At 62.0% G+C, this 21,412-nt stretch carries 16 protein-coding genes; 9 read left to right on the top strand and 7 right to left on the bottom strand.

The features are described 5' to 3' along the window. Nucleotides 1-26 precede the first annotated feature (26 nt). Nucleotides 27-491 (top strand): (2Fe-2S)-binding protein, encoded by a 465-nt coding sequence (locus tag ACR0K9_RS07180; protein ID WP_480821885.1) that lies wholly within the window; start codon nt 27-29, stop codon nt 489-491. Between the two features lie 3 nt (nt 492-494). Continuing rightward, complete coding sequence (locus ACR0K9_RS07175; RefSeq protein WP_480821883.1) at nt 495-2,735, top strand: xanthine dehydrogenase family protein molybdopterin-binding subunit; 2,241 nt, start codon at nt 495-497, stop codon at nt 2,733-2,735. A gap of 21 nt (nt 2,736-2,756) precedes the next feature. Here ACR0K9_RS07175 and ACR0K9_RS07170 read toward each other — a convergent pair whose 3' ends face one another. The 3 genes from ACR0K9_RS07170 to ACR0K9_RS07160 all read right to left on the bottom strand — a co-directional run bounded on the left by ACR0K9_RS07170 (nt 2,757) and on the right by ACR0K9_RS07160 (nt 6,281). After that, entirely contained in the window at nt 2,757-3,536 is a 780-nt protein-coding gene (locus ACR0K9_RS07170; RefSeq protein WP_480821881.1) for a gamma-glutamyl-gamma-aminobutyrate hydrolase family protein, read from the bottom strand. Between the two features lie 122 nt (nt 3,537-3,658). Next, nucleotides 3,659-4,084 carry a GlcG/HbpS family heme-binding protein gene (locus tag ACR0K9_RS07165; RefSeq protein WP_480821879.1) on the bottom strand — a complete coding sequence of 142 codons (426 nt, stop codon included), beginning with the start codon at nt 4,082-4,084 and terminating at the stop codon, nt 3,659-3,661. Nucleotides 4,085-4,145: 61 nt separating this feature from the next. Further along, complete coding sequence (locus ACR0K9_RS07160; RefSeq protein WP_480821877.1) at nt 4,146-6,281, bottom strand: malate synthase G; 2,136 nt, start codon at nt 6,279-6,281, stop codon at nt 4,146-4,148. Between the two features lie 207 nt (nt 6,282-6,488). Here ACR0K9_RS07160 and pepN point away from each other — a divergent pair, with 207 nt between their 5' ends. The 7 genes from pepN (at nt 6,489) to ACR0K9_RS07125 (ending at nt 15,842) form a co-directional block, all read left to right on the top strand. Beyond that, a complete protein-coding gene (pepN, locus tag ACR0K9_RS07155; RefSeq protein WP_480821875.1) occupies nt 6,489-9,041 on the top strand; it encodes an aminopeptidase N in 2,553 nt (850 codons plus the stop codon). After that, on the top strand, nt 9,038-9,466 hold the full coding sequence (locus ACR0K9_RS07150; RefSeq protein ID WP_480821873.1) for a hypothetical protein: 429 nt from the start codon (nt 9,038-9,040) through the stop codon (nt 9,464-9,466). Before pepN ends, ACR0K9_RS07150 begins: the two co-directional genes overlap by 4 nt. Before the next feature lie 127 nt (nt 9,467-9,593). After that, nucleotides 9,594-10,853 carry a hypothetical protein gene (locus tag ACR0K9_RS07145; protein WP_480821871.1) on the top strand — a complete coding sequence of 420 codons (1,260 nt, stop codon included), beginning with the start codon at nt 9,594-9,596 and terminating at the stop codon, nt 10,851-10,853. A gap of 67 nt (nt 10,854-10,920) precedes the next feature. Continuing rightward, a complete protein-coding gene (gatB, locus tag ACR0K9_RS07140) occupies nt 10,921-12,432 on the top strand; it encodes an Asp-tRNA(Asn)/Glu-tRNA(Gln) amidotransferase subunit GatB (RefSeq protein ID WP_480821869.1) in 1,512 nt (503 codons plus the stop codon). A 153-nt stretch (nt 12,433-12,585) separates the two neighbouring features. Next, the gene (gene pepT, locus ACR0K9_RS07135; protein WP_480821867.1) at nt 12,586-13,824 is read left to right on the top strand and encodes a peptidase T; all 1,239 of its coding nucleotides are present in this window, start codon (nt 12,586-12,588) and stop codon (nt 13,822-13,824) included. A 111-nt stretch (nt 13,825-13,935) separates the two neighbouring features. Then, nucleotides 13,936-14,364 (top strand): DUF4177 domain-containing protein, encoded by a 429-nt coding sequence (locus ACR0K9_RS07130; RefSeq protein WP_480821865.1) that lies wholly within the window; start codon nt 13,936-13,938, stop codon nt 14,362-14,364. 107 nt (nt 14,365-14,471) lie between these two features. Beyond that, a complete protein-coding gene (locus ACR0K9_RS07125) occupies nt 14,472-15,842 on the top strand; it encodes a DUF3179 domain-containing protein (protein WP_480821863.1) in 1,371 nt (456 codons plus the stop codon). Here ACR0K9_RS07125 and ACR0K9_RS07120 read toward each other — a convergent pair whose 3' ends face one another. From ACR0K9_RS07120 to lpxC, 4 genes are all read right to left on the bottom strand, one after another. Continuing rightward, entirely contained in the window at nt 15,843-17,528 is a 1,686-nt protein-coding gene (locus ACR0K9_RS07120) for a chloride channel protein (RefSeq protein ID WP_480821861.1), read from the bottom strand. It lies immediately after the preceding gene. A gap of 91 nt (nt 17,529-17,619) precedes the next feature. Continuing rightward, complete coding sequence (recN, locus tag ACR0K9_RS07115; protein WP_480821859.1) at nt 17,620-19,269, bottom strand: DNA repair protein RecN; 1,650 nt, start codon at nt 19,267-19,269, stop codon at nt 17,620-17,622. Nucleotides 19,270-19,305: 36 nt separating this feature from the next. Beyond that, complete coding sequence (locus ACR0K9_RS07110; RefSeq protein WP_480821857.1) at nt 19,306-20,166, bottom strand: outer membrane protein assembly factor BamD; 861 nt, start codon at nt 20,164-20,166, stop codon at nt 19,306-19,308. Nucleotides 20,167-20,293: 127 nt separating this feature from the next. Beyond that, the gene (lpxC, locus tag ACR0K9_RS07105) at nt 20,294-21,214 is read right to left on the bottom strand and encodes a UDP-3-O-acyl-N-acetylglucosamine deacetylase (protein ID WP_480821855.1); all 921 of its coding nucleotides are present in this window, start codon (nt 21,212-21,214) and stop codon (nt 20,294-20,296) included. Nucleotides 21,215-21,412: the final 198 nt, after the last annotated feature.

Raw genomic sequence — 21,412 nt, 5'->3', positions numbered from 1 at the left:
CCAGCCACAGCCAAATGAGGTGCGCCATGGCGACCACTCTGAAGATCAACGGCAACACCCATCAGGTTGACCTTCCCGATGATGTCCCCCTGCTTTGGGTTCTGCGTGATGAGATCGGCCTGACCGGCACCAAATTCGGCTGCGGGGTCGCCGCCTGCGGGTCCTGCACCGTGCATATCGATGGCGAGGCGGTGCGGTCCTGCCAAGTCGCGCTGTCGGACGTCTGGGGTGATGTGACCACGATCGAAGGCCTGGGCACGCCCGACGCCATGGCTACGATCCAGCAGGCGTGGGTTGATCATCAGGTGGCGCAATGCGGCTATTGCCAGTCCGGTCAGATCATGCAGGCTGCGGCCCTTCTGGCAGAAAACCCCACGCCCACCGATGCCGACATTGACGCGGCGATGCAGGGCAACCTCTGCCGCTGCGGCACTTATCCCCGCATCCGCGCCGCCATCCACGACGCCGCATCCAAGCTGAAGGAGGCCTGATCCATGGCCAGCATCGGAAAAATCCTGCGCCGCACCTTCCTGATCGGCTCGGCCGCCATTGTGGGCGGTGTGGCCTTTGGTGCCTATTACGTCACCCGCCCCGTCGCCAATCCGCTGAAACCGCGAGACGGTGAAACTGCGCTCAGCCCCTTTGTTCTGATCGATCAGCAGGGCGTCACCTTGTTCGCCCCCCGCGCCGAGATGGGTCAGGGCGTAATGACCACATGGGCCGCGTTGATCGCCGAGGAACTGGACGTCGAACTAGGCGATATCCGCGTTCTGCATGGACCGGCTGCGGCGGCCTATTACAACCATGCGCTGGTGGGTGAGGGCCTGCCGAACAAGGGCTATGACATCTCGGACTTCCAGCACAATCTGGGTGAGGCTTTGGGCGTTCTGGGCCGAACGCTCAGCCTGCAGGTCACCGGCGGCTCGACCTCGATGAAAGACGGGTTCGAGCGGATGCGGATGGCCGGCGCCACCGCGCGCGAGACGTTGAAACAGGCGGCAGCGGATCAGCTGGGCGTAGATCGCGACCAGCTCAAGACCGAGAAGGGCGCAGTGATTGCCCCCGATGGAACCCGCCTGCCCTATACCGAACTGGCCGAGGCCGCAGGTCAGATCGAGCCGCCTGAGGTCGCGCTGCGCGACCCGTCCGAGTGGCGTTTGATCGGCAAGTCCATGCCCCGCGTCGATGTTCCGGGCAAGTCCACCGGCACGGCAACCTTCGGCATCGATGTGCGTCCCGAGGGCCTGAAATTCGCCTCGGTTCGCATGAACCCCAAGCTGGGCGGCGCGATGAACGGATTTGACGCCAGCGCGGCTGAAACCATGCCCGGCGTCGAAAGGATCGTCGATCTGGGCACCGGCGTCGCGGTGATCGCCAACAACACTTGGCTCGCCATGCAAGCGGTCGAAGCCATCGATGTGGACTGGGGCGAGGCCCCATACCCGCCCGAGACCGACGCCTTGTTCGACCAGATCGCCAAGGCATTCGATGAAGCACCGAACTCGACCATGCGCGATGACGGCGATGTCGATACCCTGCCCGATGGTGCAACCGAGATCACGGCTGACTACGCCGTGCCCTATCTGGCCCATGCCACCATGGAGCCGATGAACGCCACCGCGCTTTACACCGGCAGTAAGCTGGACCTGTGGTGCGGCAATCAGGCCCCGACCCTGATCCAGATGCGCGCGGCCAATACCGCGGGTCTGGAGACCGAAGCGGTGGAGATTCACACGACCTATCTTGGTGGCGGCTTTGGTCGCAGGGGTGAGCTGGATTTCGGTGAGATCGCAACGAAGGTGGCCATGGCCATGCCCGGCACGCCAATCCAGACCACATGGAGCCGCGAAGAGGACATGCGCCACGATTATTATCGCCCCGGCGCGATGGCCCGGATGCGCGGCGCGGTGAAGGACGGCAGGGCCGTTCTGATCGACGGCAAGGTCGCCTCGCAATCGCCGACGCAGCAGGCGGTCGAACGCTACACCGGCTTTCCCGGCGGTGGACCCGACAAGGTGCTGGTCGAAGGTTTCTTCAACCAATCCTATGCCGTGCCGAACTATCGCATGAGCGGACACATCGCCGATCTGTCTGTCCCGGTGGGCTTTTGGCGTTCAGTCGGCAACAGCCATAACGGCTTCTTCCATGAAACCTTCATGGATGAGATGGCCCATGCTGCTGGCCGCGACCCGCTGGCGTTCCGGCTGGAACTGGCCCAATCAGAACACGCACCCTCTGCCGGGTGTCTGGAAGCCGTCAAAGCGATGTCCGGCTGGACCGGCAAGACCCCCGACGGCGTTGGGCGTGGCGTGGCGCTGACCTACAGCTTCGGCACCCCGGTCGCGCAGGTGATCGAGGTGGTCGACGAAGACGGCACCATCCGTATCAGCAAGGCCTGGATCGCCTGCGATGTCGGTCTGGCGCTGGACCCGGCCACAGTCGAGGCACAGATGATCGGAGGCATGATCTATGGCCTTTCGGCCGCAGCCCATGGCGAGATCACTTTCTCGGACGGCGAGGTCGAGCAATACAATTTCCCCGACTATGACGCGCTGCGAATGCACACGACCCCGGTGACCGAGGTCCGCGTGCTGGAAACCAACAAGCATCTGGGCGGGGTGGGCGAACCCGGAACGCCGCCCTCCATGCCCGCCTTGGGCAACGCATTGTTTGATCTGACGGGGGAACGGGCGCGCAGCCTGCCGTTGAACAAGCAGTTCGATCTGCTGGTCTAAGCCCTCATCAGATCGGGTCTGTCAGGCAGTGCGCTGCAACCGCGCAGCGTCTTTGCCTGCGGCCCAGCCGTGAACGGCGCGACCGAACTCTTCGAACAGGGGCCGCGATACAGGATCGTTGGCCGCGTCCCATTCCGGGTGCCATTGCACCGACAAGGTAAATCCGGGCGCATCCTTTACATAGATCGCCTCGGGTGTGCCATCGGGGGCGTGGCCGTCGATCACCACATTCTCGCCCAGCGACTTGATCCCCTGCCCGTGCAACGTGTTGGTCATCACCTCAGCCGCCCCCAGCAGCCGATGGAACACACCGCCTTCGGTCAGCGTCACCACATGACGCAGGGCGAACTTTTCCTCAAGCGTGCCGTCGGGCGGCATCCGGTGGTTCAGACGCCCCGGCAGGTCGCGGATTTCGGGATACAGCGTGCCACCCATGGCCACGTTGACCTCCTGAAACCCCCTGCAAATCCCAAAGAACGGCTGGCCGCGTTCGGCACAGGCCCGGACCAGAGGCAGCGTGATCGCATCTCGCGCGCGGTCGAATTCGCCATGCGCATCGGTCGCGGGCTCGCCATATTCCTCTGGGTGGACGTTGGGGCGGCCCCCGGTCAACAGGAACCCGTCGCAGACCTCAAGCAGTTCCTCGACCCTGACATAGCGCGGATCGGCGGGGATCAGCAGCGGAAGGCAATTTGACACGTTGGACACGGCATCCGAATTCATCGTCCCACCCGCATGGGTCGGATACTGATCATTCATCAGATAGGAATTGCCGATAATACCGACGACCGGACGCGCCATGAGTTTTCCTTTGTTTCAGTGGTCTTCGGGAAAACCTATCGGCAGGTTCGGCCCCGCGCAACCGCACAGGGCCTGCATGTCAGCGCAAGCGCGTGTTCAACCATGCACAAAACGGCAACCGATCAAATCTCGCCGGTCAATCCCGCCGCTTCGATACCGGCCAGCGCCGCCTGCGCATCATTGTCCGAAGTATCGCCCGTCACGCCAACCGCACCGATCACCGCGCCTTTGCGGTCGCGCAGCAACACTCCGCCGGGCACCGGGATGACCTGCCCACCATAAACCCCGTTTACAGCCGCCATGAAATAGGCCTGCCCCTCGGCCCGCGCCATCTGCGCAGTACCTGCCATACCCAGCATCACCGCACCATAGGCCTTGCCATGCGCGATGGCGAAACGTCCGGGTGCTGCGCCATCCTCACGCTCGAACGCGATGACGTGGCCGCCCGCATCCAGAACCACAACCGAGAGGGGTTTGAGCTCCATCTCGCGTCCCTTTTCCAGAGTGCGTCGAATGATTGTCCGGGCTTTGCGCAGCGTAACCAGCATCAGTGTGTCCTTTGTTCAGAAGCTGCGACAGGGCCGAGCGGCCCCGTCACTGCGCAACCTCTTAACCGCGGCTGGCCTTCAGTTCCAGACGCCGCGCATGCAGAACCGGTTCGGTATAGCCCGAGGGCTGCACCCGTCCCCGGAACACCAGATCGCAGGCAGCCTGAAACGCAACCCCATCAAAGCCCGGTGCCATCGACTTATAGGCAGGATCACCTTCGTTCTGACGATCCACAACAGCGGCCATCTTTTGCAGCGCCGCCATCACCTGTTGCTGACTGATCAGATCATGATGCAGCCAGTTGGCCAGCGCCTGAGACGAGATCCGGCAGGTTGCGCGGTCCTCCATCAGGCCGATATCGTTGATGTCCGGCACTTTTGAACAGCCAACGCCCTGATCGATCCAGCGCACCGCATAACCCAGAATACCCTGCGCGTTGTTTTCGATCTCGCGGGTGATTTCCTCGGCGCTCAGGTTGCGGCCTCCCAGCAGCGGCACGGTCAGCAGGTCGTCCAACATTCCGCGCGCACCACCAGCGGCTAGTTCATCCTGACGCGCCAACACGTCGACCTTGTGATAATGCGTGGCGTGCAGAGTGGCGGCGGTGGGTGACGGGACCCAGGCGCAGGTCGCGCCGGATTGCGGATGGCCGATCTTCGCGGCCAGCATGTCACCCATGCGGTCGGGCATCGCCCACATGCCCTTGCCGATCTGCGCCTTGCCCTTCAGCCCGCAGGCCAGACCGATATTGACGTTTCGATCCTCGTAAGACGCGATCCACGGAGTATCCTTGATATCGCCCTTCGGCAGCATCGGACCGGCCTCCATCGAGGTATGGATTTCATCCCCAGTGCGATCCAGAAACCCGGTGTTGATGAAGGCCACCCGCGATTTCGCGGCGCGGATACATTCGCGCAGGTTGGCCGAAGTGCGGCGCTCTTCATCCATGATGCCCAGTTTCACGGTGTTGCGCGGCAAGCCGAGGATATCTTCGACCATATCAAAAATCTCGACAGCAAAGGCGACCTCTTCCGGCCCGTGCATCTTGGGCTTGACCACATAGACCGACCCTTCGACCGAGTTGCCGCCATCGCGCTGCAGATCATGCATGGCGATCAGAGTGGTGAAGAGCGCATCCATCAGCCCCTCGCCGATCTCACGCCCTTCGGCATCCAGAACGGCGGGGTTGGTCATCAGGTGACCCACATTGCGGATCAGCATCAGCGAACGGCCCTTCAGCGTGGCGGAATCGCCCTCGGCAGACGTGTATTCGATATCCCTCGCAAGCTTGCGGGTGAAGGTTTTGCCGCCCTTGGTGACCTCTTCTGTCAGGTTACCCTGCATCAGACCCAGCCAGTTGCTGTAAGCTCCGACCTTGTCAGCGGCATCCACACAGGCAACGGAATCCTCACAATCCATGATCGTGGACAGCGCCGATTCCAGACGGACATCGGCGATGCCCGCCGGGTCAGTTGCACCGATGGTGCTGGCAGGGTCGATCATGATCTGGATATGCAAGCCGTTATTCTTCAACAGCACGAAATCGGGGCGCTCAGCCGCGCCGCTGAAACCCGCGAACTGCCCCGCATCTGCCAGGGCAGGCACCATCGCACCGCCCTCAACATGCAGCTCGGACACATCCGCCCAGGAGCTATTCGCCAGCGGGGCAGCATCATCCAGAAACGCTTTGGCCCAGGCGATCACCCGCGCACCGCGCGCCGCGTCATAGCCACCGGCATCAGGCAGATCACCCATCGCATCGGTGCCGTAAAGCGCATCATACAAGCTGCCCCAACGCGCATTCGCCGCGTTCAGCGCAAAGCGTGCATTAGTGATCGGCACAACCAATTGCGGGCCGGGGGTCAGCGCGATTTCGGGGTCGACATTGGCGGTCTCGATCTCGAAATCATCGCCCTCTTCGACCAGATACCCGATCTCACGCAGGAAGGACTGATACTCGCCTGAATCGATGGGCAAACCCCGCCGCGCCGCGTGCCAGCCGTCGATCCGGCCTTGAAGATCGGCACGTTTTTCCAGCAGCGCGCGGTTTTTCGGCCCCAACTCTTCCACCAGACGCTCCAGACCCGACCAGAAGTGATCCGCCGACACCTGCGTGCCCGGCAGTGCCTTCTGTTCGATGAAGTCCACCAATATCGGGTCGATCTGCAGTCCGCTGCGGATCTCTCTGCTGCTCATTTTCCGAATCCCCTGCCAATGTGTGCCGTTGTATGCACTCCCCAATTAGGGCGTTCGTTTCCGATAGGCAACTTCTAGCTTCGACCTTGAAGGTAATCGGGTGCTGGCGCTGCGATCCCAAAGCATGGAATGAAGATTGCCAGCCGGTTGCAGCCGGGCGATGAAGACCCTAACGTCGCGCCTGAATCCCAGTCGATGAGGCCCAAAATGCGCGATGCCGCCCCCACCACGATCTACCTGAAGGACTACACCCCGTTCGGCTATCTGGCGGACAGTGTGCATCTGACTTTCGATCTGGCCCCGCATACGACACGCGTCACCTCTCGCATCGCGTTCCGTCCCAACCCTGAAGCCACGGACAGGGCGTTCTTCTTGCATGGGGAAGAGCTTAAGCTGATCCGCGCCGCGATTGACGGTGCCGAGATCACACCCGATGTGACCCCCGAAGGCCTCACCGCATCAGTCCCCGACGCGCCGTTCATATGGGAGGCTGAGGTCGAGATCGATCCCGGCAATAACACCGCGCTTGAGGGGCTTTATATGTCGAACGGCATGTATTGCACCCAGTGTGAGGCAGAGGGTTTTCGCAAAATCACCTACTACCCCGACCGCCCCGATGTGATGTCCACCTTCACCGTGCGCATCAACGGCGACCTTCCGGTGCTGCTGTCCAACGGCAATCCGTCGGGCAAGGGCGACGGTTGGGCCGAATGGGTCGATCCCTGGCCCAAGCCCGCCTATCTGTTCGCGCTGGTCGCGGGCGATCTGATCGCGCATCCCGGTCAATTCACCACCAAGTCGGGCCGTGACGTCGAACTGAACCTTTGGGTCCGCCCCGGCGACGAAGGCAAATGCGCCTTTGGCATGGAGGCGCTGAAGAAGTCGATGAAATGGGACGAGGATGTCTATGGCCGCGAATACGATCTGGACGTGTTCAACATCGTCGCCGTCGATGACTTCAACATGGGCGCGATGGAGAATAAGGGGCTGAACATCTTCAACTCCTCCGCCGTTCTGGCCAGTCCCGAGACCTCGACCGATATGAATTTCGAACGGATCGAGGCGATCATCGCGCATGAGTATTTCCACAACTGGACCGGAAACCGCATCACCTGCCGCGACTGGTTCCAGCTGTGCCTGAAAGAGGGTCTGACCGTGTTCCGCGATGCGCAGTTCACATCCGACATGCGCTCGGCCCCGGTCAAACGCATCCACGACGCCATCGACCTGCGCGCGCGGCAATTCCCCGAGGATAACGGGCCCTTGTCGCACCCAGTTCGACCGGAAAGCTTTCAGGAAATCAACAACTTCTACACTTCGACCGTCTACGAGAAAGGGGCCGAGGTGATCGGCATGCTGAAACGTCTGGTCGGGGATGAGGCTTACAGCAAGGCGCTGGTGCTCTATTTCGACCGGCATGATGGGCAGGCCTGCACGATTGAGGACTGGCTGAAAGTGTTCGAAGACACCACAGCCCGCGATCTGAGCCAGTTCAAACGCTGGTACAGTCAGTCGGGCACCCCGCGCGTCTCGGTCGCTGAGGATTGGGCTGATGGCACCTACACCCTGACACTCAACCAACGGACCGAGCCAACGCCGGGACAGGATGACAAGCAGCCTCAGGTCATTCCCGTCGCCGTCGGGCTGCTTGGTCCAAATGGAGATGAAGTGCGCGCGACCGAAGTGCTGGAACTGACCGAAGCCGAGCAGAGCTTTGCCTTTACCGGCCTCGCCGCCAAGCCCGTGCCTTCGATCCTGCGGGATTTCTCGGCCCCGGTGATCCTTGAACACGAGATCAGCAATACCGAACGGGCCTTCCTGCTGGCTCATGACAGCGACCCGTTCAACCGTTGGCAGGCCGGGCGGTCGCTGGCCGAGGACACCCTGCTGCGCATGATCACCGACGAAGCGACACCGGATGCCGATTACCTTGACGGTTTGCTGGCGGTGCTGCGGGATCATGCGCTGGACCCGGCCTATCGGGCGCTGATGCTGGGCCTGCCGACGCAATCGGAACTGGCCGCCGCGCTGCATGACAAGGGCATCACCCCCGACCCGATGGCGATCTGGAGCGCGGTTGAAACCCTGCGTCAAGCCACGGCGCAGCATGTTCAGGACCTCTTGCCCCGCCTGCACAGTGAAACGCTGGTCGATGCGCCCTACCAACCGGACGCCGAGCAATCCGGCAAACGGGCTCTGGGTGGTGCGGCGCTGGCCCTGACCTCGCGTCTGGATGGGGGCGTCAAGGCCGCCGAAGACTATGCGCGTGCTGACAACATGACCTTGCAACTGACCGCCCTGTCCTGCCTGCTGCGCGCGGGCAAGGGCGAAGCGGAGTTGGCGGGTTTCTATGATCAGTGGCAGCATGACCGGTTGGTGATGGATAAATGGTTCGCGCTGCAGGTCTCGATGACCGGTCCCGAAAAGACAGTGGAGACCGCGCGTCGACTGACCGAGCACGCTGATTTCAATTGGAAAAACCCCAACCGTTTCCGCGCGCTGATGGGGTCTTTGGCGGGCAATCATGCGGGTTTCCATCAGGCGGACGGCGCGGGCTATGCGCTGCTGGCCGACTGGCTGATCCGGCTTGACCCGGTGAACCCACAGACCACCGCCCGGATGTGCAGTGCCTTCCAGACATGGAAGCGTTATGACTCCGACCGTCAGGCCCTGATGCGCGCGCAGCTGAGCCGCATTGCCGAGACGCCGGGCCTGTCGCGGGACACGACCGAAATGGTCTCACGCATCCTCGGCGCATGACCGCGTTCACGTTCACCCGGCAAAACCGCAACCCGCGCACGGTGCTGATCCTGATCGGCATCTACGCGGCGCTGATCGCGCTGATGATCCTGTTTGACGCGGTCTGGTGGCTGATGGCCCTTCTGGCCCTGACCACCCTGCCCGCGCTGTGGGATGTCGTCAAAGACACCAGCGCTGGCATGGAGCTGAGCGACGACACACTGCGCTGGTACACCGGCCAGCGAAAAGGCAAACTGAAGCTGGCCGAGGTCACCCGATTCCGCTTTGACACTCGCTGGGATTTCTCGGTGCGCGTATCGGCGGTGCTGAAATCCGACAAACGCCTGCGACTGCCGGATGAATCACTGCCCTCGCACAAAGAGCTCGAAGAGGTCCTGCAGCAGGCAGGATATATCGTCGAACGACATCATTTTAGAGTATTTTGAAACGATCCGGGGGTTCTGGGCCACATTGATCCCTGAATTCCTATCCCAAGGTTATGTTTCCTTGATTTGCACTTAATTATTCGCAAAACTGAGGAAGTTAAACGTTTGTTCAAGTTCGAGTTTCGCCATGTTTTGGTTTGCAAGGGCAGTTTCCGCCCGTATTTTTGGCTCTTCCAATCCCACTCCTACGCCTCTGCCTGCGTCGGTCGCCGATGCCACCGCATGGCTTGTCGCGTCGGGGCAGCTGAACATTCCCATCGCGGAACCAGACGCAAACGACGCGCTTGAACATCAGGTGATCGAGCGCGGTCGCTATTTTGCGCGGCAGGATATGTGGGCCGAGCTGTCGCAGGAAATGTGCGCTGCGGATGCCGCGCGCAAAACTACGCCCTGTGGACAGCCAATCACCGAACTGTTGGCCTTTGGTGCCCGTTCAGACGTCGTGTTGGCGGCGGAACATGCACTGTCGGACGGCAAGGCACTGTCGGACTATGATCTGCTGGGTGGGGTATCCGAGCTGGAAGGCGAAATTCAGAACCACCCTGACGATCCGATGATCGCGCTGATCGTGGCACTTGCTCATATAGATCTGGCCTGGGCCTGGCGCGGAAACGCACATCCCGAGGCCTTGCCGCAACTGCATCAGTCTCGCTGCGCCGCGCATTTCGACCGCGCCGCTGCTCTGCTGCCGGGATGCCGCACCGCGCTGCCGGACAGCCCGGCCATTGCGGCTGCGGATTGCGCCTTGCTGGCGGGTCATATCGATCCGCGCACCCGCGTGACGGACAAATACGAGGCGCTCATCACTCTGGACCCACAGAACCATCGCCATATGCGCGCCATGGGCAGTCACCTGCTGCCACGTTGGTTCGGCAGCTATCAGCAGCTTGAAGTTCAGGCACTGCGCAACGCCGCGCGCACGCAAAGCATCTGGGGAGCAGGGGGCTATACCTGGGTGCAGTTCGACGCCATTGCATTGGATGACGAAGCGTGCGCGCGGGTGGATGTCGAGTATTTTCTGGAAGGCCTGCGCGATATCGTTGCACGTCGTCCGGATCAGCAGACGATTAACCTGTTGGCGGCCTATTGCTCGGTCACGCTGCAGAACCGAATGGGTCAGAACCCACGCGCGGATGTTGCGCGCAATCAGATTTGCGCCGCTGCGAACTGGCTGATCCGCGATCATCTGACCGAGCTGCACCCGCTAATCTGGGCGCATGCTGCGAACGGGTTCAACAACAGCCTGCGCATCAACTCGGCCGAGCGGTTTGCCGCCCGTGGCCGCCGCGATGCGCTGAAGGCCATCGCCAATCTGCTGCGGGACGAGTTGCGCAGCGGCCAGCGTGTGACGTTCACCCCATCCGGGCTGCAAGTCTCGGGGAACTAACCCCTTGCTCCTTTGGCGCGCCGGGCCTAATACGCAGGCTTAGACTTCTGCGGAAATGAGGCGCGCCATGCTCGACCTGACATACGAAATGCCCAAACCCAAAACCATTGCCGGGGCCAAGCACGATTGGGAACTGGTGATCGGGATGGAGGTGCACGCTCAGGTCTCATCCAATGCAAAACTGTTCTCGGGTGCGTCGACCCAATTCGGGGCTGAACCGAACTCGAACGTGGCCTTTGTGGACGCGGCGATGCCGGGGATGCTGCCGGTGATCAACGAGTATTGCGTTGAGCAGGCGGTGCGCACCGGGCTGGGCCTGAAGGCGGATATCAACCTGAAATCGGCCTTTGACCGCAAGAATTATTTCTACCCTGACCTGCCGCAAGGCTACCAGATTTCCCAGCTTTATCAGCCCATTGTGGGTGAAGGCGAGGTTCTGGTCGAGATGGGCGACGGCACCGCGCGCATGGTTCGGATCGAGCGTATCCACATGGAGCAGGACGCCGGCAAATCGATCCATGACATGGACCCGCATATGTCCTTTGTCGACCTGAACCGGACCGGTGTCTGCCTGATGGAGATCGTCAGCCGCCCCGATATTCGCGGGCCGGAAGAGGCTGCGGCCTATATCGCCAAGCTGCGCCAGATCATGCGTTATCTGGGCACCTGCGACGGCAACATGCAAAACGGTAACCTGCGGGCAGACGTGAACGTTTCGATCTGTTTGCCGGGTGCGTATGATAAGTATCAGGAAACACAGGACTTTTCGCATCTGGGCACGCGCTGCGAGATCAAGAACATGAACTCGATGCGCTTCATCCAGCAGGCGATTGAGGTCGAGGCCCGCCGTCAGATCGCCATCGTCGAAGGTGGCGGCGAGGTCGAGCAGGAAACGCGCCTGTATGACCCGGACAAGGGCGAGACACGTTCGATGCGGTCGAAGGAAGAAGCGCATGACTATCGCTATTTCCCCGACCCCGACCTGCTGCCTTTGGAGATCGAGCAAGCGTGGGTGGATGACATCGCGGCTAAGCTGCCGGAACTGCCGGACGGCAAAAAGGCACGTTTTATCAGTGAGTTCGGCCTGACCGACTATGACGCTTCGGTGCTGACTGCCGAGGTGGAATCGGCGGCTTATTTCGAAGAGGTCGCCAAAGGCCGCAGCGGCAAGCTGGCCGCGAACTGGGTGATCAACGAGCTGTTTGGCCGCCTGAAAAAGGAAGATCACGACATCACCGAGTCTCCGGTTTCTCCGGCGCAATTGGGTGGCATCATCGACCTGATTTCATCGGACGCGATCTCGGGCAAGATCGCCAAGGACCTGTTCGAAATCGTCTATACCGAAGGCGGTGATCCGGCGCAGATCGTCGAAGATCGCGGCATGAAACAGGTGACCGATACCAGCGCGATCGAGGCCGCCTTGGATGAGATCATCGCCGCCAATCCGGCACAGGTTGAGAAGGCCAAGGTGAACCCGAAACTGGCCGGATGGTTCGTCGGTCAGGTGATGAAGGCGACCGGCGGCAAGGCCAATCCGAAGGCCGTTAACGAATTGGTCAGCAAGAAGCTGGGTTCGTAAATCTTTCGAGTTGTACAGACCCCTGACAGGGGTTTGTCCGACTTGTACATAACGAAAAGTTAATTTCAGGCCCCTGAAAAGGGGCTGACCATCGGCTTGACTCCCTGTCCGATTGCGCATTCTCATCTCGCTAAGTCAGAGAGGTGCGCAGTCATGAAAAATCGTTTCGATCAGGAACTGGAAACCCGGCTGGTGCGCTATGCCGCCATCGACAGTCAGAGCGATGAGACCTCGCCCTCGACCCCCAGCACCGACATTCAGTTCGACATGCTGAACCTGCTGCAGCAGGAGCTGACCGAGATCGGCGCGCAGGATGTGAAGATGACCGGCGACAGTGTGGTGATGGCGACGATCCCCGGCACCGCCGAGGGGCCGACCATCGGGTTTCTGGCACATGTGGACACCGCACCTCAGTTCAACGCGACCGGGGTCAAGCCGCGGGTGATCAAAGGGTATAATGGCGGCGAGATTACGTTTCCCGATGATCCCGATCTGGTGCTGTCGCCGGAAGAACACCCCTATCTGGCCGAGAAAATCGGGCATGATCTGATCACCGCCTCGGGCACCACCCTTCTAGGCGCGGATGACAAGGCGGGTGTGTCGATCCTGATGACGCTGGCCCGCCACCTGCTGGAGAACAAGGATGTCCCCCACGGGCCGATTCGCATCGCCTTTACGCCGGATGAAGAGATCGGGCGCGGTGTTACCGAACAACTGCCCAAGGATCTGGATGCGGATTTTGCCTATACGCTGGACGGGCAGGAGCTGGGGGAAATCGAATACGAAAGCTTTTCAGCTGACCGCGCGGTGATCAAAATCACCGGCGTTTCGATCCATCCCGGTCTGGCCAAGGACAAGATGGTGAATGCGGCACATCTGGCGGCGAAGATCGTGCAGACCCTGCCGCAGGCGACGATGACACCTGAGGTGACAGACGGGCGTCAGGGGTTCATCCATGTCACCGATATGAATGGCGGCTCGTCCGAGATGGAGATCAAGCTGATCCTGCGCGATTTCGAGATGGACGCGCTGGAGGCGCAGCGCGAGATCGTGCGGCAGGTCTGTGCCGCCGTGCAGGCGACCGAACCGCGTGCGACCATCACCTGCGATATCTCTCACCAGTATCGCAACATGCGCTATTGGCTGGAAAAAGACATGACCCCGGTCGATCTGGCGCGCGAGGCCTGCCGCGAACAGGGGATCGAGCCGGTCTCGGTGCCGATCCGGGGCGGCACCGATGGCTCGCGCCTGACCGAATTTGGCACGCCCACTCCGAACATTTTTACTGGCATGCAATGTATTCATGGCCCGCTGGAGTGGATCTCGGTGCAGGACATGGCCGTAGCGACCGAGCTGTGCCTGTCACTGGTCGGCAAGGCGGTGCGGGGTTAAAACCACGGTGCGAGCCGAAATTCGCCCATAAATTTCAACCGGGTGTGATCTTGGCTTTCGCCCGCCGGTCAAAATGTTAATTTGCCCAAGTCAGGCAAACAGGACCAGTTGATGCAGCGCTACGAATACAAAGTTGTCCCCGCTCCGCAAAAAGGCACCAAGGCGAAGGGCGTGAAGACGCCCGAGGGCCGGTTTGCCACGTCGATTGAGCAATTGCTGAACCAGATGGGGCAGGATGGCTGGGAATACCAGCGTGCCGAACTGCTGCCCAGCGAAGAGCGTTCGGGGCTGACCGGATCGACCACCAACTGGCGCAATGTGCTGGTGTTTCGCAGGGCGATTGCTGCAGATGAAGCGCCGGAGGTGGCAGAAGAGGACGGCACCGCCACGCCGCGCCCGGTGCCCGGCCCCGATGAGGTGCTGACCACCCCGCCTGCCGCCCCTGCCCCGATCTCGGAAGCGCCACAGGACCCGCCATTGACGCTGAAAGAAGCGGAAGAGGCCGAACCTGCTGCGGATGAGGTCAAAGACAAGGCCTGACGCCGGGCAATCCCCCATTTTGATGTTTCACCCCGTTCACGCGGGTGTTTCGTGTGTGTGAGCGCGATTTCGGGCAGATTGGGGATGGACCCAACCCGGAGGTTGCCATGTCGATCACGCGCCGCAGTTTCACCGCTTTGCTGGGAGCCGGAGTTGCCGCGCCCGGTGTACTTTGGGCGCAGGACGACCCGGTGTATGAGGCGCTTCGATCCACGCTCTATGGTGGGCGGACCGAGTTCGAGGCCGGAATGGCGTTTCTGAAACAGCGCGGCAACCCGGATGTGGTGCCTGCCCTGCTGACCGCGATGCGCTATGGGCAGCGGCGCGAGCCTGACATCGCCGAGGTGATGGAGGCGCTGACCGGCGAGACGCTGGGCACCGATTGGTTCGGGTGGATGTTGTGGCAGGAAAATAACGCTCAGATCGTGCCGCACCCCTCGCTTGCGCCGTTCAAGCGCGAGGTGCTGCTGGGGATCGATCAGAATTTCGATCTGTTCCTGCGACCTGAATATCTGCGGCGCGACAGGATGAAGATCCGGTTGGAGGAAATCACCTGGGGCGGTGTGTTCAAGGATGGCATCCCGTCGCTGGACAATCCCAAGCTGATCCCGGCAGCGCGAGCGGATTATCTGAAAGACGACGATCTGGTCTTTGGCGTCTCGATCAATGGCGATGTGCGCGCCTATCCGTTGCGGATCATGGGCTGGCACGAGATGTTCAACGAGGTGATCGGAGGGGTCCCGGTCGCTTTGGCCTATTGCACGCTCTGCGGGTCGGGGATTTTGTTCGAAACACAGGTCGAAGGGCGGCGGAAGCCGTTTGTCTTTGGGTCATCCGGGTTCCTGTATCGCTCGAACAAGCTGATGTTCGACCGTGAGACGCATTCGCTGTGGAACCAGTACACGGGCAAGCCGGTGGTCGGGCCGCTGGTGAACAGCGGGATCGAGTTGAAGCAGCGTCCGGTGGTGATCACCCGTTGGGACAGTTGGAAGGCGTCACATCCGGATACTCAGGTGCTGTCGCTCAGCACCGGGCATCGGCGGAATTATGGCTCGGGCGTTGTGTATCGCGAATATTTCGCCTCACCCGATCTGATGTTCCCGGCGCTGGTGGATCAAAGGCAACACCGGCAGAAGGATTACGTGTTCGCCGTGCGCCAGTTCGGGGCGGCGCGGGCGTGGCCGCTGGAGGCATTCAAGGGCAAGCCGGTGATCAACGATGCCATTGGCGGGCGGGCGCTGATGCTGATGGGCGACCCGAACAAGCGCAGCGTGCGCGCCTATGAGCGCGGATCGCACCAGTTCCGCGCGACCACAGATGGCGGATTGCTGGATGAGGCAGGCAACAGGTGGCGCGTCACCGAAGAGGCGCTGGTCGCCCCGGATGGCGCAGAATTGCCTCGGGTGGCCGGACATATCTCGTACTGGTTCGCCTGGGATAATTATCTGGGCGACGCGGCCAGCGTTTACGGGCGCTGATCAGGAATGTTCCTCGGCCGCTGTGGCGGCCAGCGCTCGGTTGTACGCTTTCAGCGCGTCAATGTGATAGAGGGCGCCAACCGGATTTTCGCAGCCATCCTTGTCGATGATCACCACCGGAATACAGGGGATGTCGTCGCGGTCGAAATAGGGCATCGCGGCCTCAAGCGTGGCGCTGGCCTTGACGCAGAGGCCCTGTTCGATCAGCGCCTGCGCCTCGTCCTTGGTGATCGAACGCGCGTCACCCAGCGGGCGCATCACCGTCCCGGCGCGCAGCATCGCCAGCAGGTAGGCCTGCGGCCCAGCGGCCAGATGCACGTTGCGGCGTTCCAGTTGGGTCAGGAAAAAGGACCGGTCCACAAGGCGCGAGGCCAGTGCGGTGGACATCGAGACCGAGACCATCACGGCGAGGCCGATCTGCCAGTCTCCGGTCAGTTCGAACACGATCAGCGTGGTCGAGATCGGCGCGCCCAGCACCGCCGCCGCCACCGCGCCCATCCCGGCAAAGGCATAGAGCGTATGGGTCCCCGACACATCCGGCAGCAACCCGGTGGCAATGAGACCAAAGGCCAGCCCGGTCAGCGCCCCGATCATCAGCGAGGGCGAGAACACACCGCCGCCCATGCGCCCGCCCATGGTGATCGCAAGCGCGATGGTTTTCATCACCGCAAACAGGATCGCTGTCGTCAGCACAAGGTCTCCGGTCAGGGCGCGGATCGTGGTCTCATACCCAACGCCGATGATATGCGGGAACCAGACTGCGAGCAGGCCGAGCATGGCGCCGGATACGCCGGGACGCAGCCAGCCCGGCAGCGACAGGCGGTTCTGGATATGGGTGCCGATATCCTCGGCAAAGAAGATCGAGCGCATCAGCAGCAGCGACACCAGCCCGCAGACCAGACCGAGGATCAGGAAGGCGGGCAGTTCCACGTAGAATTGCAGCGAGCCGGGGGTGTCCAGCGTGAACTCGGTCACGTCGCCATAGGCCAGCCGGTTGATCACGGTCCCCGCGACCGAGGCGATGACGATGGGCGCAAAGGCGTGTACGGCGAAGTGGCGCAGCACCACCTCGAGCGCGAACAGGGCCCCGGCGATGGGGGCGTTGAAACTGGCCGAGACGGCAGCGGCCACGGCGCAACCCAGCAGGTCGCGCCCGGTGATGCCGTCGGCATGGATGCGGTCGCTGACCCATGTCGCGATGACCCCGGCCATATGCACGACCGGCCCCTCGCGCCCCGTCGAGCCGCCGGAACTAAGCGTGATCAGCGAGGCCAGGAACGAGGCGACCCCGGCCTTTTTCTCGACCCGGCCATCGGTGAGGGCAGAGCCTTCGATCACGTCCGCGACCGAACGCACGCGACCATCATCGGTGAATCTGGTCAGGATAACCCCGACGACCAGCCCGCCAAACACGGGCGTCAGGAAAATCCACAGCCAGTGCAGTTTCTCGGCGTGGCTGTGAAGATAGAGGATGTCATCGGTGCTGTAGAGATAGGCCTGCAAGGCCGCGATGGCCATGCGGAACCCCAGCGCCATGAATCCCGCAGCGATACCGATGATCAGAGCGATGAACCAGAACTGGATCTGGCTGGGGCCACGATGAAGCATCACCCGCCAGGCGTCCCGAAGTGCCGAGAGGGCCTGATTGAGCTGATTGCGCAGCACGGTGCGGGTGGACTGGGTCATTGGCCCTCGTTGAGGTGGTCGCTGACCCTTAGTAAGCCACGCTTGCGCCTGAGAAAAGTCGGTTCACGACAAGATGCTGACAGAATGCGCGTTATGCATCCAACAGGGCACGGGCAGCGGCGCGGGCCTCGTCCGTGATGGTGTCGCCCGCCACCATTCGGGCGATTTCATCAACGCGGTCGGGGGCGGCCAGCGGGATCACTGTGGACAGGGTCTGATCGCCCGTGACCTGTTTCTGCACCCGCCAGTGATGCGCCGCGCGGGCAGCCACCTGCGGCGAGTGGGTGACAACCAGCACCTGCCCGCCCTGCGCCAGCGCCGCCAGACGGCGGCCCACCGCATCCGCCGTGGCACCGCCGACGCCACGGTCGATCTCGTCAAAGATCATGGTGCGGGCGCTGTCGTCGCCGGTCAGGCAGACCTTGAGGGCCAGCAGAAAGCGGCTGAGCTCGCCGCCCGAGGCGATCTTGTTCAGCGGGCCAGACGGCGCGCCGGGGTTGGTGGCAACGGTGAAGGCGACGGCATCGGTGCCTTCGGGGCCGGGATCGGACGTGGTGATCTCGGTTCGGAACACGGCGCGTTCCATTTTCAGCGGCGCGAGTTCAGCCATTACTGCGCTATCCAGCGCCTTGGCCGCCTTGTGGCGCGCATCGCTGAGCGTGGCGGCAGCGGCGTCATAGTCGGCCTGCGCCTCGGCGACAGCGGCGCGCTTGTCGCTGAGGTCGGCGTCACCTGCATCCAGCCGATTCAGCCGGTCGCGCAGCGTGTCGGCAAAGGTGCCCAGATCGTCCGGGGCCACATCATGTTTGCGGGCCAGCGCGCGGATGGCAAACAGGCGCTCTTCGGTCTGTTCCAGCTCTGTCGGGTTGAAATCGAGCGCTTGCAGGCAGGTATTCACGCCGTCCTGCGCCTCACCCAGTTCGATCAGAGCACGGCCAAGCGCGGCGATGGGATCTTCCAATTGGCCGCCCGCATGGTCCGACACGCCTTCGAGCCAGCGGACCGCATCGGCCATCGCGCCCTCGGCCCCGTCACCGCCCAGCAGGGCAAAGGCGCGGGCCACGTCATCGCGGATGCGCTCGGCCCCCTGCATCATGCGGCGGCGGGCGTCGAGATCGGCATCCTCGCCCGGTTGCGGATCAAGCTGATCCAGTTCGGCGACGGCATGGCGCAGGAACTCCTCTTCCGCGCGCATCGCCTCAAGCGTGGCTTCGGTTTCGGCCAGCGCCTTGCGGACACGGGACATCTGCCCCCATGCAGCACGCACGGCAGCCAGATGATCGCCTGCCCCGGCATAGGCGTCCAGCATCGCCCGATGTCCGCGCGGGTTCAGCAGACCCCGGTCATCATGTTGGCCATGCAGCTCGATCAGGGTTTCCGACAAGGCCCGCAGCACCTCGCCGGAACACCGCCGGTCGTTGACCCAGGCGGTCTTGCGCCCCTCAGCCGTGTTGACGCGGCGCAGGATCAACTCCTCGCCGCCGGGCAGACCGGCCTCGGCCAATATGTCATGGGCGGGGTGGCCGTCGGGCAGTTCGAATTCGGCGACAACCTCGCCCTGCGCGGCACCCTGACGGACCAGTTCGGCCCGACCGCGCCAGCCCAGCACAAAGCCCAGCGAATCCAGCAGGATGGATTTGCCCGCCCCGGTTTCGCCGGTCAACGCGTTCAGGCCCGGCTGGAAGGTCAGGTCCAGCCGGTCGATGATCAGCATGTCGCGGATATCGAGGGCGCGCAGCATCGGGTCTTTAGCGTCCCAAGCCTTCAGCCATGGCCGTTACAACCACTCACCCTTGACGGTCTGGCGATAGATCGTGCTGAGCCAGTTGTTGCCACGGCTCTTCAGATCAAGCCCGCGCGAAGTCAGCAGCGCATAGCCCGCCTCGTACCATTCCGAGGATTGGTAGTTGTAACCCAGAATCGCACCCGCGGACTGTGCCTCATCCACCAGACCCAGCGCCAGATACGCTTCGATCAGACGATAGAGCGCTTCTGCGGTATGCGAGGTGGTCTGGAAATCTTCGACCACGACGCGGAAACGGTTGATGGCGGCGGTAAAGTGATCCTGACGCAGATAGTAGCGCCCGATCTCCATCTCCTTGCCGGCCAGATGATCAAAGGCCAGATCGAATTTCAGGATCGCCGAGGTGGCATATTCGCTGTCGGGATAGACCTCGATCACGGTGCGCAGCGCCTGCAGCGCCTGGAAGGTCAGGCCCTGATCGCGGCCCACTTCGTCGATCTGGTCATAATAGCTGAGCGCCAGCAGGTACTGGGCGTAGGCCGCATCTTCATCGGTCGGATAGAAATCGATATAGCGCTGTGCGGCGGCGCGGCTTTCGGCATAATTCTTGTCGTTGTGGAACGAAAACGCCTGCATGATCAGCGCGCGCTTGGCCCAGTCGGAATAGGGATAGAGCCGTTCAACCTCGGAAAAATACCAGGCCGCGTCATCCGAGCGATTCTGCGACAGTTCGTATTCGCCACGGGTATAGATCTGTTCAGGGGTGAACCCTTCGAGGTTCTGGTTGCGATCCGCGCCTTTGCTGCCGAACAGCCCCCCGTTACCGCAAGCGGTCAAAACTGCTGCCAGAAGAATCGCCCCTGCGAATCTGACTGCCGCTTTGGTGCCAACCATTCCGCCCATCCTTGTTAACTTACCTGGCCGGATCTACCCCGGATCGGACCTTGGTCTAGCACATAAAATTCCGGGGCAAAACGCCTTATGCACCCTCGTGACGCAAATGTCGCCAGAGTTGATCGGCTTACGCCACCTGAGGGATTTCGCTGCGCACAAGGCCCTGACCGGGCAGACGCGCCGCCTGTTCCGGGGTGCACAGGATCGGACGCACCGCGCCGGGTGTCTCGAACAGCTTGCGCAGCAGGGTGTTGGTCATGGAATGGCCCGACTTCTCGCCGGTGAAGCGTCCCAGAATCGGGCCGCCCGCCAGATACAGATCACCCAGCGCGTCCAGCATCTTGTGACGCACCGCTTCGTCCGCGTGGCGGAAGCCGCCCGGGGTCAGAACTTCGTCGCCCTGTACGACGACGGCGTTTTCCAGTGTGCCACCCAGCGCCAGACCGTTTTCGCGCATCGCCTCGACATCGGTGCGGCGGCAGAATGTGCGGCTGTCACACAATTCGCGGGCGAAAGAGCCGTTGCGCATGTCCAGAACCTTGGTCTGGCTGCCGATGGCGTCGTCTTCGAAATCGATGTGGAATTCGATTTCAAGCCCGTCGGCGGGAACGATCGAAGCGCTTGCGCCTTCGCGCGACACAGTGATCGGCTTGAGTACTTCAAAGGCCAGAACCGGGCTGGCCTGGCGGCGCACGCCCTTCGCCATGATGCCCTGCACGAATTCAACGGACGAGCCGTCCATGATCGGAACCTCGGGGCCGTCGATCTCGATCAGGGCGTTGTGGATACCACACCCGGCCAGGGCGGCCATGATATGCTCAACGGTGGAAACGGACGTGCCTGCTTCATTCACCAGACGGGTGCAGAGCGGGGTCCGCTCGACCACGTCATAGATCGCCGGGATCAGTGCATTGCCCAATTCGATATCGGTACGCTTGAACCAGATGCCATGACCGGCTGCCGCCGGCTTCAGGACCATCGTCACAGGCTGTCCGCCGTGAAGTCCGGTGCCTGTAAACGTAACCGAAGATTTGAGCGTATGTTGCAAAGTGAGCCTCAGCGCGTGGTGTCCAGCCTCGTGTCGGCTGTGTTGCACCCCAACTAAGGAAGGGGGCTCAAAGGCTCAACTCACTCTTTGCAACCGATTGAAACATGTTTGTGACAGATCGGCAAAACCCTGCTTAGCCCCTGCCAAGGCCCTGTAATTCAAAATAAAAGGGCCGCCAGATGGCGACCCTTGTTAGCG

The sequence above is a fragment of the Ruegeria sp. L12 genome (assembly GCF_056531745.1).
Note: the sequence above shows the minus strand (reverse complement) of the source record. Positions and strands in the feature narration are given on the sequence as shown.

Excerpts from the sequence above, each read along its gene's own strand:
- ACR0K9_RS07180 (WP_480821885.1), top strand. The coding sequence starts at position 27 with ATGGCGACCACTCTGAAGATCAACGGCAACACCCATCAGGTTGACCTT.
- ACR0K9_RS07175 (WP_480821883.1), top strand. The coding sequence starts at position 495 with ATGGCCAGCATCGGAAAAATCCTGCGCCGCACCTTCCTGATCGGCTCG.
- ACR0K9_RS07170 (WP_480821881.1), bottom strand. The coding sequence starts at position 3,536 with ATGGCGCGTCCGGTCGTCGGTATTATCGGCAATTCCTATCTGATGAAT.
- ACR0K9_RS07165 (WP_480821879.1), bottom strand. The coding sequence starts at position 4,084 with ATGCTGGTTACGCTGCGCAAAGCCCGGACAATCATTCGACGCACTCTG.
- ACR0K9_RS07160 (WP_480821877.1), bottom strand. The coding sequence starts at position 6,281 with ATGAGCAGCAGAGAGATCCGCAGCGGACTGCAGATCGACCCGATATTG.
- pepN (WP_480821875.1), top strand. The coding sequence starts at position 6,489 with ATGCGCGATGCCGCCCCCACCACGATCTACCTGAAGGACTACACCCCG.
- ACR0K9_RS07150 (WP_480821873.1), top strand. The coding sequence starts at position 9,038 with ATGACCGCGTTCACGTTCACCCGGCAAAACCGCAACCCGCGCACGGTG.
- ACR0K9_RS07145 (WP_480821871.1), top strand. The coding sequence starts at position 9,594 with ATGTTTTGGTTTGCAAGGGCAGTTTCCGCCCGTATTTTTGGCTCTTCC.
- gatB (WP_480821869.1), top strand. The coding sequence starts at position 10,921 with ATGCTCGACCTGACATACGAAATGCCCAAACCCAAAACCATTGCCGGG.
- pepT (WP_480821867.1), top strand. The coding sequence starts at position 12,586 with ATGAAAAATCGTTTCGATCAGGAACTGGAAACCCGGCTGGTGCGCTAT.
- ACR0K9_RS07130 (WP_480821865.1), top strand. The coding sequence starts at position 13,936 with ATGCAGCGCTACGAATACAAAGTTGTCCCCGCTCCGCAAAAAGGCACC.
- ACR0K9_RS07125 (WP_480821863.1), top strand. The coding sequence starts at position 14,472 with ATGTCGATCACGCGCCGCAGTTTCACCGCTTTGCTGGGAGCCGGAGTT.
- ACR0K9_RS07120 (WP_480821861.1), bottom strand. The coding sequence starts at position 17,528 with ATGACCCAGTCCACCCGCACCGTGCTGCGCAATCAGCTCAATCAGGCC.
- recN (WP_480821859.1), bottom strand. The coding sequence starts at position 19,269 with ATGCTGCGCGCCCTCGATATCCGCGACATGCTGATCATCGACCGGCTG.
- ACR0K9_RS07110 (WP_480821857.1), bottom strand. The coding sequence starts at position 20,166 with ATGGTTGGCACCAAAGCGGCAGTCAGATTCGCAGGGGCGATTCTTCTG.